Source organism: Mumia zhuanghuii, from assembly GCF_042681565.1.
GTDB lineage: Bacteria > Actinomycetota > Actinomycetes > Propionibacteriales > Nocardioidaceae > Mumia.
Genome location: NZ_JBHUFT010000008.1, coordinates 917576 through 932381, shown reverse-complemented (window position 1 = coordinate 932381; position 14806 = coordinate 917576). Strand labels below are relative to the sequence as shown.

Below are 14806 nucleotides of genomic sequence, written 5' to 3'. Positions count from 1 at the left end.
TCCGCTGGCGCCTCCGATGCCTCCCGCCCGGCCCGACCCCCGACGCGAGCCGGACGAGTGACATCGCAACCAGTGTGCAGCGGCCGGGCACCGACGCGCTATGGGCGTTCATACTCATTCCCTCCTGAGCACCCCGGGCCGTCCGAGCGCCCGCAGGCGGCGTTCGTCACCGCCGGACGTGTCGGTAGCCTGTCCGGGTGGCTGACGTGGTCGTGGTCGGAGGTGGGTTCGCCGGCATCGCAGCGGCCGTACGCATCGCCAAGCTCCGGCACCGCGTGACCCTCCTGGAGGAGTCCGAACGGCTCGGTGGCCAGCTCGTCCCGTACGAAAGCGCCGGCTGGTCGTTCGACCACGGATGGTCGGAGGTCACGCTCCCGGCGACGGTGCGCGACCTCTTCAAAAAGTCGGGCCGCCCGGTGGACCGTGTGCTCGACCTGGTCGCCCTGCCGGTCGCGCGCCGCCACGTGCTGGCCCGCGACATGGTCCTCGACCTCCCTACCGGGAGCCGCGGCGCCCAGACCGACACGATCGACGCGGTCCTCGGCAGCGGAGCCGGCGAGCGATGGACCAGATGGCTCGACGCCTTCGACGAGGTCTGGGAGGTGCTGCGACGGCACGCCCTCGAGCAACGGCTGGTCGGGCGTACGTCCTTCACCCGTGACCAGTGGCGCACGCTGAGCCCTCGCACCGGGCTGGAGCGCGCCGCTCGGCGCGCACTGCGTGATCCGTCGTTGCGCGCGATGGTGCTCGACCGCCACCGCCTCAACGGCCAGCAGCCCCGCGCGCTCCCTGCGTTCCTCGGCGTGTACGACCTGGTGGAGCGCTCCTTCGGACGGTGGCGGATCGACGGTGGCACGACCGCGCTCCTCGCCGCGCTCGAGAGGCGGCTGGAGGAGCGGCGCGTCGACGTCCGCCTCTCCACCCGCGCGCACGACGTCGTCGGCGCGAGCGCGGTGACCGGAGTCGTGACCGAGGGCGGCACGATCCGCGCCGACGTCGTGGTGTGGGCGGCACCGGGGCCCCCCGGAGGCCGCCAGGAGTGCGGGGCCCTCCCGCTCGTGCCCGCGGCACGGACGTACCTCGGGCTCGGCCCGCACGCCCCACGGCTCGTGCAGCAGACCGTGGTGCACGGCGGTACGCCGGTGCGCATCCTGCCGAGCGCGACCCATGCCGGCGACGGTCAGGCCTGGACGGTCGAGCACGTCGGCGCCGAGGATCCCCTCGTCAGCATGCGACGGCTCGGGATTGACGTCGAGGACCACGTCGTGCACCGCGAGGACGTCAGCGCGGTCGACCTCGTCCGCGGGGGTGCGCGATTCGGGTGGCAGTGGTCGGGCTGGCCTACGGCGTTCGCGGTGCCCGGAGTCGGCCCGCTGCGTCCGGGCTACCTGCGCGTCGGAGTCAACGCGCACCCGGGACCATCCACGGAGCTGGTCGCCCTCGGTGCAGCGGCCGCCGCCGAGACGCTCCGCCCGTGAGTTCGGCCGGTGTGGTCAGCGACGCGGCGTGGAGTCGCGCTCGGCGTGGCTCCACTCCTGGCGCAGCCCCGTGACGAGCGAGCCGAGGTAGCGCGGCCGCTCGATGCCGTCGTCCTCCACCTTGCACGCGGCGACCGCGAACGCGAGCACGACGAGCCCGCTCAACCACCACGCGACGACGAGCAGGTCGCCGCGGACGCCGACCTGCAGATAGCCGAGGGCACAGCCGACGAACACGGCGGCCCCGATCAGTCCGCCGAGCACCAGCATCCCCCGTTTGCGGTGCTGCTCCCGAGTCACGCTTTCAGGATCGCACCGGGAGGAGTCTCCCGCCGGACGTTGCACTCCCCGGCGGGTCGCGGCTCACACGACGGCGGCGTGAGCGAGGTTCTGGTAGATCTGCCGCGTCGCGCGGGACCGGTTGAGGGTGTAGAAGTGCAGCCCCGGCGCCCCCTGCTCGAGCAGGGTGTTGCACAGCTCGGTGGCGATCAGCGTGCCCTCGGCCCGCAGGCCATCCGGGTCGTCGACCCACGGCTCGAGGCGCGAGACCACCGATGCGGGGACGGGGTGCCCGGACAGCTCGGCCATGCGGGTGATCTGGGCGAGGTTGGTGACGGGCATGATGCCGGGCACGATCGGGATGTCGCAGCCGCGCGCCCGCACCCGCTCGACGAGCCCGAGGTAGTCGTCGGCGAGGAAGAAGAAGTCGGTGACCGCGAACTCCGCACCCGCGCGCGCCTTGGAGACGACGACCTCGGCATCGGCATCGAGGCCGGGGGCCTCGCGGTGACCCTTGGGGTAGGCGGCGGCGCCCACGCAGAACGTGCCGAGACCCGAGACCAGGGAGACGAGCTGGTCGCCGTGGTCGAGGCCGTCGGGATGGGAGGTCCACGGTGCGCCGGGACCGCCGACCGGGTCTCCGCGCAGCGCGAGGATGTTGCGCACGCCTGCCGCGGCGTACTGGCCCAGGACCGTCCGCAGGTCGTCGCGCGACTGCCCGACGCAGGTGAGGTGGCCGACGGGGCGAAGCGTCGTCTCGGTCGCGATGCGCTCGGTGATGCGGACCGTGCGGTCGCGCGTCGTGCCGCCCGCGCCGTACGTCACGGAGACGAAGGTCGGGCGCAGCGGCTCGAGCTCACGGATCGCCGTCCACAGAGTCCGCTCGCCAGCATCGCTCTTCGGGGGGAAGAACTCGAACGAGAAGCTCGCCGTGGGTGCGGCGATGTCCTCGCTGAGACGGCGTGCGGTCGGCATGCGGCCCACCTTAGCCGCGGCGCGGGCGCGCGCCCGCGCCGCGATCAGCTCGTGGGACAGCGCGGGTAGGGTGACGAGCGTGAACGACGCCGCCGCCTTCGCCGTCCGGGTCGGCGAGGAGCTCGAGGCGTTCGCCGCCCTCCAGCGCGAGCGCCTCGCCCTCCTCGGACCTCGCCTCTTCCCCTTCCTCGACGCCGCCGAGGCGTCCGCGCGCGGGGGCAAGCGCCTGCGCGCGACGTTCTGCCGAGCCGGTTGGACGGTCGCCGGCGGGAGCGGTGACGAGGCAGCGGTGGTCCGCGCGTCGGCAGCGTTGGAGTGGCTCCAGGCCAGCGCGCTGGTCCACGACGATGTGATCGACGCGTCGCTGACCCGCCGCGGCAATCCGGCCGCGCACGCCGCGTTCGCGATCGCCCACCGCGAGCAGGGCTGGCAGGGCTCCCCCGAGGCGTACGGCACCGGCGCGGCGATCCTGCTCGGCGACCTGCTCCTGTCGTGGTCGGACGAGATGTTCCGTACGGCCGGCTTCGCGCCCGAGGTCGTCACACGCGCCACCCCGTACCTCGACGCCTGCAAGACCGAGGTCGTCGCGGGCCAGTTCCTCGACCTCGTCGGCGGCGCGATCGGGCAGAGCTCGGTGGACGAGTCGATGCGTGTCGTGCGCTACAAGGCCGCGAAGTACACCGTCGAGCGACCGCTCCACCTCGGTGCTGCCCTCGCCGGCGCACCCGCGCAGACGCTTGACGCCCTCAGCGCGTACGCGCTCCCGGTCGGGGAGGCGTTCCAGCTGCGCGACGACGTCCTCGGCGTCTTCGGCGACCCCGAGATCACCGGCAAGCCCGCGGGCGACGACCTGCGCGAGGGCAAGCAGACGGTGCTCGTCGCCCACGCCTACGAGCGCGCGACGCTCGAGCAGCGCGCCACGCTCGATCTCGGGATCGGCGATCCCGACCTCTCCCCCGCCGCCGTCGACGGGCTGCGCGACGTCATCCGCGACACCGGTGCGCTGCGGCGGCTCGAGGACGACATCGCGGCACTCGAGGACCAGGCCGCGGCTGCGCTCGCCCTCGCACCGCTCGCCCCGTACGCGGACGAGCTCGCCGACCTCGCGTCGCGGGCCGTGCGACGGACGGCGTGACGCGCGTCTCGTACGCCGCCTCAGAAGCCCAGGGCCTGCGCCCGCCTGCGGACCTCGCGTCCGCGCCCCTCACGCAGCGCGTCGACCGGTCGACCCGGCAGGGTGTCGTCGGCGGTGAACAGCCACTCCGCCGCTTCCTCGTCGGTGAAGCGTGCGTCGTCGAGCAGCACCAGGGTGCCGCGCAGGCCTTCGAGCGGGGCGGAGTCGGCGATCAGCAGAGCGGGGATGCGCGGGCGCGACGAGGACGCCGACCGTACGGCCAGGAGCTCCCTCTCGCGGATCCGCTGCCGTATGCGGCTCACCGTCGTCTCGAGCTCGGCGGCGGCCTCCTCCCACGTCAGCCAGTCGTCGATCAGCGCGTCGAGCCGGACAGCCGTCGTTTCGGTGCCGGAGGTGTCGTCTGCCATAGGACAAGACTCGCACGACGCCGTCGGCTCGCCTTCCACGGTCGGCTCCCCGGGCTCACCTACACTGAGGCGGGGCCGCCTGGCACGTCCACGCGCCCGCGCGAGGGCCGACCGCGACGCCCGACGTGGAGGAGGTGACCGTGACGACGACCGACGACGAGATGCTCGTGGGCCGCGTGATCGACGGCCGCTACCACCTTCGTCAGGTGCTCGCCCGCGGCGGCATGGGCACGGTCCTGCTCGCCACCGACACGCGCCTCGACCGTACGGTCGCTGTCAAGGTCATGCAGAACGCGGCCGGCGGCGACCAGGACTTCACCACCCGGCTGCAGGCCGAGGCGCGCGCCGCCGCTCGCCTCAACCACCCGAACGTGGTCGCCGTCTTCGACCAGGGTGACGACGCCGGGCTGCTCTATCTCGTGATGGAGTACGTGCCCGGCCACACCTTGCGCGACGTGATCAGCCGTGAGGCCCCGCTGCCGCCGCGGCGCGTGCTGACGCTGGTCGAGCCCCTCCTGCTCGCGCTGTCGGCGGCGCACGACGCCCGCATCATCCACCGCGACGTGAAGCCGGAGAACGTCCTCATCACCCCCAGCGGGCACGTGAAGGTCGCCGACTTCGGGCTCGCCCGCGCCATCACCGCGCGCTCCCAGGCGACGACGGGCGTGCTCATCGGCTCCGTCTCGTACCTGGCACCCGAGCTCGTCCTCAACGAGGGCGCCGACGCGCGCTGCGACGTCTATGCCGTCGGGGCGGTGATGTACGAGATGCTCACCGGCGCCAAGCCTCACACGGGCGAGACTCCGATCCAGGTCGCCTACCAGCACGTTCACGCCGACGTCCCCGCACCGTCGACGATGGTGACCGGCATCCCCCCGTACGTCGACGCCCTTGTCGCCCGCGCCACCGCGCGTGACCGCGACCAGCGCTCGGCGGACGCGCGCGTGCTGCTGCACCAGGTGCGACGGGTCCGTTCCGCGCTGGAGGCCGGGATCGTGGACGACGTCGAGCTCACCCAGGATCTGCGGCTCCACCGCATCGTGGCCGCCGGGAGCGACGACCTCCTCGAGGCCTCCACGCCGGAGGCGGCGCTCGCGACCACGGTCGCCGGTCACGACGCCTACGCCGGCTACGACGCCTCGGACACGATCGCGGCGACCCACGTGGCCGCAGGACCGCTGGTCGAGCCGTCGCCTCCGTACGACGCCGGCTACGAGGCGACGCGCACGGTCACCCGCGACTCCTCCGGCATCCCCACGGCCCCGGTCGATCCCGCGCGCACCCGTGCCGCGGCAGGACGTCAGCACCGTCGCGGGCGCCGCTTGCTGATCCTCGCGCTCGTGGTGGCGCTCGTCGCGGCAGGTCTCGGCTGCTGGTGGTTCGGCGTCGCCCGTTACGAGTCCGCACCCGATCTGGTCGGGTTGACGCTCGCGCAGGCACGCACCGAGGGCCAGCAGGCCGGATACACGGTCGATACCGGCGACGAGGCCTACAGCGAGACCGTCGCCCGAGGCTCGATCGTCTCCACCGACCCCGGGCCGGGTGGGCGGATCCTTCCGGACGGGACGCTGACGCTGACGGTCTCGAAGGGCAAGGAGCGCTATCCCCTACCCGATCTCGAAGGCATGTCCGAGAGCGAGGCGGAGTCGGCACTGACCGACATCAAGGCCGTCATCGGGCAGGTGGACCGCAAGTACAGCGACTCGGTCGACCTGGGCGACGTGATCTCGATGTCGCTGCCGGTCGGGCGCATGATCCGGCCAGACACCGAGGTGGACCTCGTCGTGAGCAAGGGCCGACGACCCGTCGACGTCGTCGACTACACCGGCAAGTCGCTGAAGCACGCCCAGGCCAAGCTGGAGAAGGCAGGGCTCGAGGTGAAGGTGGAGCGGGTCCACGACGACGAGGTCCGCACGGACGAGGTCATGGCCCAGGACCCCGCCGACGGCACCGCCTACAAGGGCGACACCGTCACGCTCACCGTCTCCGACGGCCCCCAGCCCATCGAGGTGCCGGGTGTCATCGGCAAGAACGTCGACGACGCGACGGCGATCCTGGAGGCCGCGGGGTTCAAGGTGAAGGTCGAGAAGGAGCGCATCCACTTCGGCAGCAACCTGGTGTCGCGTCAGTCCCCCGGCGGTGGGGACGAGGCCCCTCCGGGCTCGACGATCGTGCTGCGCATCGTCTGAGGCGAGATCGTTGCGACCGGACGATCAGCCTAGGATGGCGGCGTGTCCTCCCCCTCGACAAACCACCCTCTGACGCATGCCCGCAACCCGCTCGGAGCGCACGTTCCCGTCGGACCCGGCCTTGCCAAAGGCGCGTGGAAGGTCATGCGCGAGCTCGGCGGCGACACCCTCCAGGTCTTCACCGGCAACCCTCGAGGCTGGGCGCCGTCCTCGGGAGACTCGGCACAGGACGCAGCGTTCCGCGAGCTCTGCGAAGCCGAGGGCGTGCCCGCGTTCGTCCACGCGCCGTACCTCGTGAACCTGGGCAGCCCGAGTGCCGCCACGTACGAGAAGTCCGTCGCCAGCGTGGCGCACAACCTCGGTCGTACGACGGCGATCGGCGCTCGCGGTCTCGTCGTCCACACGGGGTCCTGCGTCGACGACGGCACGTACGACGCCGCGCTGCGTCAGGTCCGTGAGGGGCTCCTCCCGCTGATCGACGCGCTTCCCGACGACGGGCCCCGCCTCCTTCTGGAGCCGACGGCCGGCCAGGGGCGCTCGCTGTGCGCGAAGGTCGACGACCTCGCGCCGTACCTGGAGGCACTCGAGCACCACCCGCGTGTCGGCATCTGCCTCGACACCTGCCACGCCTTCGCCGCCGGTGAGCCGCTGGACGAGCCCGACGGTGTCGGGTCGACCCTGGAGCGCCTGGTCGATATCGCCGGTCCCGGCCGGCTCGGGCTCGTGCACGCCAACGATTCGAAGGACGTACGCGGCAGCTTCAAGGACCGCCACGAGCGCATCGGCCAGGGCCACCTCGGCAAGGAGGCGTTCGCGGCGATGCTCGCCCACCCCGTCACCGAAGGCGTGCCGTTCGTCCTGGAGACGCCTGGCGGTGCCGACGCGTGGCGCGACGACCTCGCGCTCCTGGCAGCGCTCCGCCCGCAGTGAGCACCACCGAACCGACGACGGAGAGGTCGTACGGGTTCCTGGCGGCGGGCGCGCTGCTCATCGTCACCGCAGCGTGGGGCTCGACGTTCTTCCTCATCAAGGACCTGGTGGAGGTCGTCCCTCCGGTCGACTTCCTCGCCGTCAGGTTCGCGATCGCGGCTGCCGCGCTGTTCCTGCTGCGGCCGCGGGCCGTGCTCGCGCTCGGCGGTGGGAGCCTGCGCCGCGGTGTGGTGCTGGGCCTCGTCTACGGCGGGGCGCAGATCCTGCAGACCGTCGGCCTCGCGCACACCGCCGCGAGCGTGTCGGGGTTCGTGACCGGCATGTACGTCGTCTTCACGCCGATCCTCGCCGCGCTCGTCCTTCGACAGCGGATCGGAGCGACAGTGTGGATCGCCGTCGCGGTCGCGACCGCAGGGCTGGCGTTCCTCTCGCTCGAGGGACTCGCGATCGGGTACGGCGAGGGCATCACCCTGTTGTCCGCGGTCCTCTACGCGCTGCACATCGTCATGCTCGGCGCGTGGACATCCGCCCGGGAGGCGTACGCGCTCGCCGTCGTGCAGATGGCGGTGATCGCGGTGCTGTGCTTCGCGATCAGCGCACCCGGCGGCATCGTGCTCCCGCAGACCGGCGGCCAGTGGGTGAGCATGGTCTACATGGCGCTTGTCGCCGGCGCGTTCGCGATGCTTGCACAGACCTGGGCGCAGGCCCACCTCCCGGCGACCCGGGCGGCGATCATCATGTCGATGGAGCCGGTGTTCGCGGCGGCCTTCGCGATCGGGTTCACCGACGAGTCGCTGACCGTGCGCACGCTCGCCGGTGGTGGGCTGGTGCTCGCCGCGATGCTGCTTGCCGAAGCCGCCCCGCGACGGCACATCGAGGCCGAGGTCCCCCACCTCTCGCAATAGCGACCCGGGGCGCGGAAAGAGTGACCCGGGCCGCGGAAAGAGTGACCCGGGAGCGAGGTGGGAGAGTCAGCGCAGGCGTTCGACCACGAACTCCATCGGCGGGTCCGCGATGACGGCCTGCGCCGCCACGACCTCCATCTCGCCCGCGCCCGTACGGCGGGTGTGGTTGAGGATCCCGTAGATCGACGAGGCGACCTTGCCGAGCGCGTCCGGCACGTCCATGCCGGACTGGAGCAGCCGCCCGAGGAACATCGAGGTCGTCGCGTCGCCCGACCCTGCGACGACGTTCATCTCCAGCTTCGGCGTCGTCACCACGTAGGCGCCCGAGTCGTCGACGGCGACCATCGAGATCGTCTCGTCGCTCGGGTCGAGCACCTCGACGGAGGTGACGAGCACGATCTGCGGCCCGCGGGCGCGCAGCGCATCGACGGCGGCCAGGAGCGCGTCGAGCGAGCCGACCTCCGCTCCGGTCAGCAGCTCGAGCTCGAACTGGTTGGGCGTCGTGATGTCGGCCGCCGGGATGATCCGGTCGCGCATGAGCTCGGCGATGCCGGGGCGGACATACACGCCGCGACCGCGGTCACCGATGACCGGATCGGCGCAGTAGACGGCCTCGGGATTGGCAGCCTTGACCTTCGCGACCGCGTCGAGGATCACCTCCGCGACCTCGGGTGACCCTTGGTAGCCCGACAGCACGGCATCGAGCTGCGGGAAGACGCCACGCTCCCCCACGCCGGTGATGACGTCGGCGACCTGCGACGCCTCGAAGACGGCGCCGCGCCACACGCCGTACCCGGTGTGGTTGGAGAAGGCGACCGTGTTGACCGGCCACGCGTCGACGCCGAGGCGTTGCAGCGGGAAGACGGCCGAGCTGTTGCCAGCATGGCCGTACGCGACGGAGGACTGGATCGAGAGGACCTGCACGACCGACAGCGTACGACGTGTCGTACGGTCGCAACGTGCGACCCGCAGACGACCACTACTTCTACCGCCCGTCCGAGGGCCACGGTCTGCCGCACGACCCGTTCAACGCGATCGTCGCTCCGCGCCCGATCGGCTGGGTCTCCACCCGCGGGACCGACGGCGTCGTGAACCTGGCGCCGTACAGCTTCTTCAATGCCTTCTCCTACGCGCCGCCGATCATCGGGTTCGCCAGCACGAGCCGCAAGGACAGCGTCGCGAACGCCGAGGCGACGGGCGAGTTCTGCTGGAACCTCGTCACCGAGGATCTGGCGGAGGCGATGAATGCGACGTCGGCGACCGTGCCGTCCGACGTCGACGAGATGGAGCTCGCCGGCCTCACCCCGGTGCCCGGCGACGTCGTGGATGTGCCGTACGTTGCGGAGTCGCCGGTCGCCTTCGAGTGCCGGACGTCGCAGGTCATCCGGCTGACCGCCGCCGACGGCAGCCCCGCCGAGAGCTGGCTGACGCTCGGCGAGGTCGTCGGGGTGCACATCGCGACCGACCTGCTGGTCGAAGGGGTCTACGACACGGCGGCCGCTCGCCCGCTGCTGCGCGCTGGCGGGCCGACCGCCTACTTCGGGATCCGGCCCGAGCAACGCCTGGACATGCGGCGCCCGCGCTAAGACGGCGGGCAGCCGGCGACGAGGCGCCGGTTTCATGCACCGAGCGCCAGGAATGCGTGGCGCTCGGTGCACACAAGCGGAGCCTCGTCAGCCCCGCGGCACGCGCAGGAAGCGCGTGCCGTCGAGGTCAGCGCCACCGCGCCCCTCGCTCAGCGCGGCAACGCGCAGCTTGCCGCGCAGGTCGCCGAGACACCGATGAGGAATGCTGAAGCGCACCACGTCACGACGCTGGTCGATCCGTACGCGGAACCCCTTGCAGCGCAGGTCCGACGGCTTCTCGTCCAGCTCCGTGAGCAGGCGCTTGCGTTGCTTGCCGTCCTTTGTCGCCATCGTCCACGCCCCGTACCTCTGCCCCCGACGGGTGAGGATGACGAGGCCCAGAGTGGTCTTGCCCCGTACGGCCTTCCGCAGGCTCACCACACCGACGAGCCGCTTGTCACCGTTCACGACCTTGAGCGCCGTGATGTCGGCTCTCGCCGGTGACACCTCGTCCTCGTCGGTGAGAGTACGGGTCGCGGCCTGGGCCGGCAGCGCGGTAGCCAGGACGAGCGCTCCGGTCGACAGCAGGACGGCGAGGGCCTTGTTCATGGGAGACCTCCAGAGTCAGGGAGGTCCGATCATGGCGGGCGTGGCGAGCACCCCGCAATGGCGAGCTCAGCGCTCGCGCAGCATCTCCGCCACGAGGAACGCCAGCTCCAGCGACTGCGCACGGTTGAGACGCGGGTCGCACAGCGTCTCGTAGCGGTGCGTGAGATCGGCCGCCACGAGCTTGCCGCCGCCGCCGACGCACTCGGTGACGTCGTCGCCGGTCAGCTCGACGTGGACGCCACCGGGCCAGGTGCCGAGCGCACGGTGCACCTCGAAGAAGCCCCGCACCTCGTCGATGACGTCGTCGAACTCGCGCGTCTTGTAGCCGTTGTCGGTCGCGAACGTGTTGCCGTGCATCGGATCGGTGATCCAGGCGACCTGCACACCGGCGGCGTGAACCTTCTCGACCAGCTCGGGGAGCAGGTCGCGGATCTTGCCGGCGCCGAACCGTGTGACGAACGTCAGCTTGCCCGGTGTGTTGTCCGGGTTGAGCGTGCGGGCGTACGCCAGCGCGTCGTCCGGCGTCGTCGTCGGGCCGAGCTTGATGCCGACCGGGTTGGCGATGCGGCTCAGCAGCTCGACGTGGGCACCGTCGAGCTGGCGGGTGCGCTCCCCGATCCACAGGAAGTGGCCGGAGACGTCGTACGGCTTGCTGGTGCGCTGGTCGATGCGCGTGAGGGCCTGCTCGTACTCGAGGATCAGGGCCTCGTGCGACGAGTAGAAGTCGACCGTGTGGAACTCGTCGGGATCGATGCCGATCGCGTCCATGAACGCGAGCGCCTTGTCGATCTCGTCGCCGATCGACTCGTACTGGGCACCCACCGGGCTGTTGCGCACGAAGTCGGAGTTCCAGGCGTGCATCTTGCGCAGGTCGGCGTATCCGCCCTGGGTGAAGGCGCGCGCGAGGTTCAGCGTCGCCGCAGAGGCGTGGTAGACCTCGAGCAGCCGCTGCGGGTCGTGCGCACGAGCCTCGGGCGTGAAGTCGAAGCCGTTGACGGCGTCACCCCGGTACGCCGGCAGCGTCACGCCGTCGCGGGTCTCGGTGTCGCTCGAGCGGGGCTTGGCGTACTGGCCGGCCATCCGTCCAATCTTGACGACCGGCACGCTCGCGGCGTACGTCAGCACGACCGCCATCGACAGCAGCACACGCAGCTTGTTGCGGATGTTGTCAGCGTTGACGCCGTCGAACGTCTCGGCGCAGTCGCCGCCCTGGAGGACGAACGCCTCGCCGCGCGCCACCGCTCCGAGCTTCTCGCGCAGCTGGTCGGCCTCACCGGCGAAGACCAGGGGCGGCATCCCGCGAAGACGCTCCACGGCCGCGTCGCGTGCGGCGGTGTCGAGGTAGGTCGGCTGCTGCGCCGCGCCGAGGGCGCGGAGCTCTTCGAGGGTCGGGATGCTCACCCCGCCAGGGTACGACGCGCCTGCCAGCACCCGGGCGGCGTCTCGTCACCCGAGCACGGCAGAGACCGACGCGACGAGCTCGGGCGGCACCGTCTTAAGCCGTCCCACGGCCTCGGCCAGCCGTACGCGGACGATGTCGTCGCCACGCAGAGCGACCATCGCTCCCCAGTCCCGGTCGAGGACGGCTTCGACGGCCTCGAGGCCGTAACGGGTGCCGAGGATCCGGTCGTACGCCGTCGGCGGGCCGCCGCGCTGGGTGTGGCCGAGGACCACGGTGCGTGGCTCCTGCCCGCCCCGCCGCGCCATCTCCGCCGACAGCCACGCGCCGATGCCCCCGAGCTGCACGTGACCGAACGCGTCGGTGCCGCTGCTCGAGAGGACCTCCTCGCCGTCGACCGGCAGCGCCCCCTCGGCCACGACGACGATCGGGGCCCGTCCCCGGGCCCGTACGGCGGCACAGCGCGCGAGGACGTCGTCGACGTCGAACGTCTGCTCGGGGATCAGGAGCGCGTCGGCTCCGCCGGCCAGCGCCGCGCGCAGCGCGATCCACCCGGCGTGACGGCCCATCACCTCGACGACCATCGCGCGGTGGTGCGACTCCGCGGTCGTCCGGAGCCGGTCGACCGCCTCGGCCGCGATGGCGACGGCGGTGTCGTGGCCGATCGTGATGTCGGTCGCCGAGAGGTCGTTGTCGATGGTCTTGGGGACACCGACGACCGACACACCCGCCTCGGCGAGCGCGTGGGCGACGCCGAGCGTGTCCTCGCCTCCGATGGCGATCAGGGCGTCGCAGCCGGCCGCCTCGAGCCCCGCCCTGACCCGGGCGATGCCGTCGTCCATGCCCACCGGATTGGTACGGGACGAGCCGAGCATCGTGCCCCCGCGATCGAGGATGCCTGCGACGTCGTCCCGACCGAGCGGACGGACGTCGCCGTCGAGCGGCCCGCGCCATCCGTCACGGAAACCGACGATCTCGGCGGACGGCGCCGCCGCCGCACGCAGGACCACCGCCCGAAGGACGGCGTTCAGGCCGGGGCAGTCCCCGCCGCCCGTGAGTACTCCGATGCGCATCGCGCCCTCCCGTCCGCGCCAGCCCCCTCCGGACGCTACTCGTCGAGCCCGCGCTCGATGGCGTAGCGCACGAGCTCAACCCGGTTGTGGAGCTGGAGCTTGCGCAACGTGTTTTGCACGTGGTTCTGGACCGTGCGGTGGCTCAGGACCAGCCGCTCGGCGATCTGCTTGTAGGTGAGGCCCTTGGCGACCAGGCGCAGCACCTCGGTCTCGCGGTCGGTCAGCCGCGGCGCGTCGGGCTCGTCGGCCGGCGGCGCCTCCGAGAGGCGGCGGTACTCGCCGAGGACGAGCCCCGCGAGGCCGGGCGTGAAGACGCTCTCACCGCGGGCGACGGCCTGGACGGCGTCGAGAAGAGCCTCACGCGACGCCGACTTCACGAGATAGCCGCTGGCACCGGCCTTCACGGCGTCGAGCACGTCCTGCTGCTCGCCCGAGGCACTCAGGACGAGCACCTTGGTGTCGAGACCGCGCTGGGTCAGCTGCGCGGTCACCTCGACGCCGTCGGGCGCCGGGATGTTGAGGTCGAGCAGCAGCACCTCGGGCCGGGTGGCGACCACCCGGTTGATCGCCTCGGTGCCGGTCGCCGCGGTGGCCACGACCTCGAGTCCAGCCTCCGTCAGGTCGCGGGCCACGCCTTCACGCCACAACGGGTGGTCGTCGACGACCATCACTCGTACCATGCGCGGCACATTACCGTGCCGAGGCAGCGCCGGGCACACGCTGGAGCGGGACGACGAGCTCCCACTCGCATCCATGACCAGCCGTGTCGACCAGGACTGCCTTGCCGCCGAGGTCACGGAGCCTGCCGCGGATCGAGGCCGCGACACCGAGCCTGCCCTCTGCCTCCGCCCGCTCCAGGCGACCTTCGGGGATGCCGGGACCGTCGTCGCGGACACTCACGACGACCCTGTCGCTCTCAGCCTCGAGGAGGATCCAGGTCGAGGCCTCCGCGCCACCGTGGACGAGGGTGTTGGCGCGGCAGGCCAGCACGGCGGCCACGATCTCCCCCACCGTCGCCGCCGGCATCGTCACCGGCCGGCTCGGCGTCGCGACGCTGACCTTCGGCTCGGCGAGCCCGTCGAGCGCGCGCCCGAGGTCGGTCATCTCCCCGTCGCTGGCGGACTCCTCACGTGCCCGCGACTGGATCAGGCTACGCAGCGCGAGCTCCTGCTCGCCGGCCAGGCGTCCCAGCTCGGCCGCGTCGCCACCGATCTCGGCGCCCCTGCGCTGGACGAGCGCGAGGATCTGCAGGACGCCGTCGTGGACGGCGCGGGCCAGCCGCTCACGCTCGGTCGCCATCGCCGCGGCCCGCTCGGCCTCGACGCGTCGTACGGCCGAGACGCGCAGCGCGTGGGCGCAGTAGCCGACGAGCATGGCCGCCAGCACCATGAGGAAGATGTTGCCGACCGTCGACGAGTTGACCGTCGGGCGCATCGTGACGTCGACGCTCTGCACGATCGCCGTCGCGAGGAGGCCTCCGGTCACGCCCCAGCGCACCGCCCAGCACAGCACGACGGTCGTCACCCAGTACGTCGTCAGGGTGAACGTGTGCTCGGCCAGCATCTCGGGCGTGTGGACGTACTGGGTCGAACGCAGCAGCGCCAGCGTGACGAGCATGTCGACGATGAACACCCACGACGTGCGATGACGCGGCTCGTACAGCCAGGTGACGACGCCGGACCACACGACCATCACGCCGATCAGCACCCAGGCCGTGACCGGGTGCTCGAAGTCGCGCCACCGGGCCGCGTTGACGCCGACCGCATAGACGAGCGTGACCGCCCGCAGCACCGTGAGGACACGATAGAACTGGTCGTCCACCTGCTGCGCGGCGCGCGTGACGCGGTCCATCGCGCTGGTCC

15 protein-coding genes are annotated in these 14806 nt (G+C 71.9%); 6 read left to right on the top strand and 9 right to left on the bottom strand.

Annotated features, from left to right (window positions below):
- The first annotated feature begins 197 nt into the window (after window positions 1-197).
- Window positions 198-1478 carry a phytoene desaturase family protein gene (locus tag ACFSDF_RS12925; RefSeq protein WP_167008367.1) on the top strand — a complete coding sequence of 427 codons (1281 nt, stop codon included), beginning with the start codon at window positions 198-200 and terminating at the stop codon, window positions 1476-1478.
- Between the two features lie 15 nt (window positions 1479-1493).
- Here the strand turns inward: ACFSDF_RS12925 and ACFSDF_RS12920 are convergent, their stop codons facing one another.
- Both ACFSDF_RS12920 and metF read right to left on the bottom strand, forming a co-directional pair.
- Window positions 1494-1778, bottom strand: coding sequence for a hypothetical protein (locus ACFSDF_RS12920; RefSeq protein ID WP_167008364.1), 285 nt, complete (start codon window positions 1776-1778; stop codon window positions 1494-1496).
- Window positions 1779-1841: 63 nt separating this feature from the next.
- Window positions 1842-2732, bottom strand: coding sequence for a methylenetetrahydrofolate reductase [NAD(P)H] (gene metF / locus ACFSDF_RS12915; protein WP_167008361.1), 891 nt, complete (start codon window positions 2730-2732; stop codon window positions 1842-1844).
- 79 nt (window positions 2733-2811) lie between these two features.
- Here metF and ACFSDF_RS12910 point away from each other — a divergent pair, with 79 nt between their 5' ends.
- Window positions 2812-3867 carry a polyprenyl synthetase family protein gene (locus ACFSDF_RS12910; RefSeq protein WP_377157770.1) on the top strand — a complete coding sequence of 352 codons (1056 nt, stop codon included), beginning with the start codon at window positions 2812-2814 and terminating at the stop codon, window positions 3865-3867.
- 20 nt (window positions 3868-3887) lie between these two features.
- On the opposite strand, the gene ACFSDF_RS12905 is transcribed toward ACFSDF_RS12910, so the two are convergent.
- Window positions 3888-4274 carry an Rv2175c family DNA-binding protein gene (locus tag ACFSDF_RS12905; protein WP_167008356.1) on the bottom strand — a complete coding sequence of 129 codons (387 nt, stop codon included), beginning with the start codon at window positions 4272-4274 and terminating at the stop codon, window positions 3888-3890.
- A 140-nt stretch (window positions 4275-4414) separates the two neighbouring features.
- On the opposite strand from ACFSDF_RS12905, the gene pknB reads away from it, so the two are divergent.
- From pknB to ACFSDF_RS12890, 3 genes are read left to right on the top strand one after another with little or no spacing between them, the layout of a single operon-like run.
- On the top strand, window positions 4415-6463 hold the full coding sequence (gene pknB, locus ACFSDF_RS12900; RefSeq protein ID WP_377157768.1) for a Stk1 family PASTA domain-containing Ser/Thr kinase: 2049 nt from the start codon (window positions 4415-4417) through the stop codon (window positions 6461-6463).
- A 42-nt stretch (window positions 6464-6505) separates the two neighbouring features.
- Window positions 6506-7393, top strand: a complete 888-nt coding sequence (locus tag ACFSDF_RS12895; protein ID WP_377157766.1) for a deoxyribonuclease IV — start codon at window positions 6506-6508, stop codon at window positions 7391-7393.
- Entirely contained in the window at window positions 7390-8298 is a 909-nt protein-coding gene (locus ACFSDF_RS12890; RefSeq protein WP_377157764.1) for a DMT family transporter, read from the top strand. The genes ACFSDF_RS12895 and ACFSDF_RS12890 overlap by 4 nt, the downstream gene beginning before the upstream one ends.
- Window positions 8299-8364: 66 nt before the next feature.
- On the opposite strand, the gene pdxY is transcribed toward ACFSDF_RS12890, so the two are convergent.
- Window positions 8365-9222 carry a pyridoxal kinase PdxY gene (gene pdxY, locus ACFSDF_RS12885; protein WP_167251896.1) on the bottom strand — a complete coding sequence of 286 codons (858 nt, stop codon included), beginning with the start codon at window positions 9220-9222 and terminating at the stop codon, window positions 8365-8367.
- Between the two features lie 35 nt (window positions 9223-9257).
- On the opposite strand from pdxY, the gene ACFSDF_RS12880 reads away from it, so the two are divergent.
- The gene (locus tag ACFSDF_RS12880; protein WP_167008347.1) at window positions 9258-9884 is read left to right on the top strand and encodes a flavin reductase family protein; all 627 of its coding nucleotides are present in this window, start codon (window positions 9258-9260) and stop codon (window positions 9882-9884) included.
- An 87-nt stretch (window positions 9885-9971) separates the two neighbouring features.
- Here the strand turns inward: ACFSDF_RS12880 and ACFSDF_RS12875 are convergent, their stop codons facing one another.
- The 5 genes from ACFSDF_RS12875 to macS all read right to left on the bottom strand — a co-directional run bounded on the left by ACFSDF_RS12875 (window position 9972) and on the right by macS (window position 14795).
- Window positions 9972-10472, bottom strand: coding sequence for a hypothetical protein (locus ACFSDF_RS12875; protein ID WP_167008344.1), 501 nt, complete (start codon window positions 10470-10472; stop codon window positions 9972-9974).
- 66 nt (window positions 10473-10538) lie between these two features.
- On the bottom strand, window positions 10539-11873 hold the full coding sequence (locus ACFSDF_RS12870) for a class II 3-deoxy-7-phosphoheptulonate synthase (protein WP_208322512.1): 1335 nt from the start codon (window positions 11871-11873) through the stop codon (window positions 10539-10541).
- A gap of 45 nt (window positions 11874-11918) precedes the next feature.
- Window positions 11919-12944: an ATP-dependent 6-phosphofructokinase gene (locus ACFSDF_RS12865; RefSeq protein WP_167008341.1), complete on the bottom strand. Its 1026-nt coding sequence runs from the start codon at window positions 12942-12944 to the stop codon at window positions 11919-11921.
- A gap of 35 nt (window positions 12945-12979) precedes the next feature.
- Window positions 12980-13624, bottom strand: coding sequence for a response regulator (locus ACFSDF_RS12860; protein WP_167008339.1), 645 nt, complete (start codon window positions 13622-13624; stop codon window positions 12980-12982).
- Between the two features lie 10 nt (window positions 13625-13634).
- Window positions 13635-14795 (bottom strand): MacS family sensor histidine kinase, encoded by a 1161-nt coding sequence (gene macS / locus ACFSDF_RS12855; protein WP_167008335.1) that lies wholly within the window; start codon window positions 14793-14795, stop codon window positions 13635-13637.
- Window positions 14796-14806 lie beyond the last annotated feature (11 nt).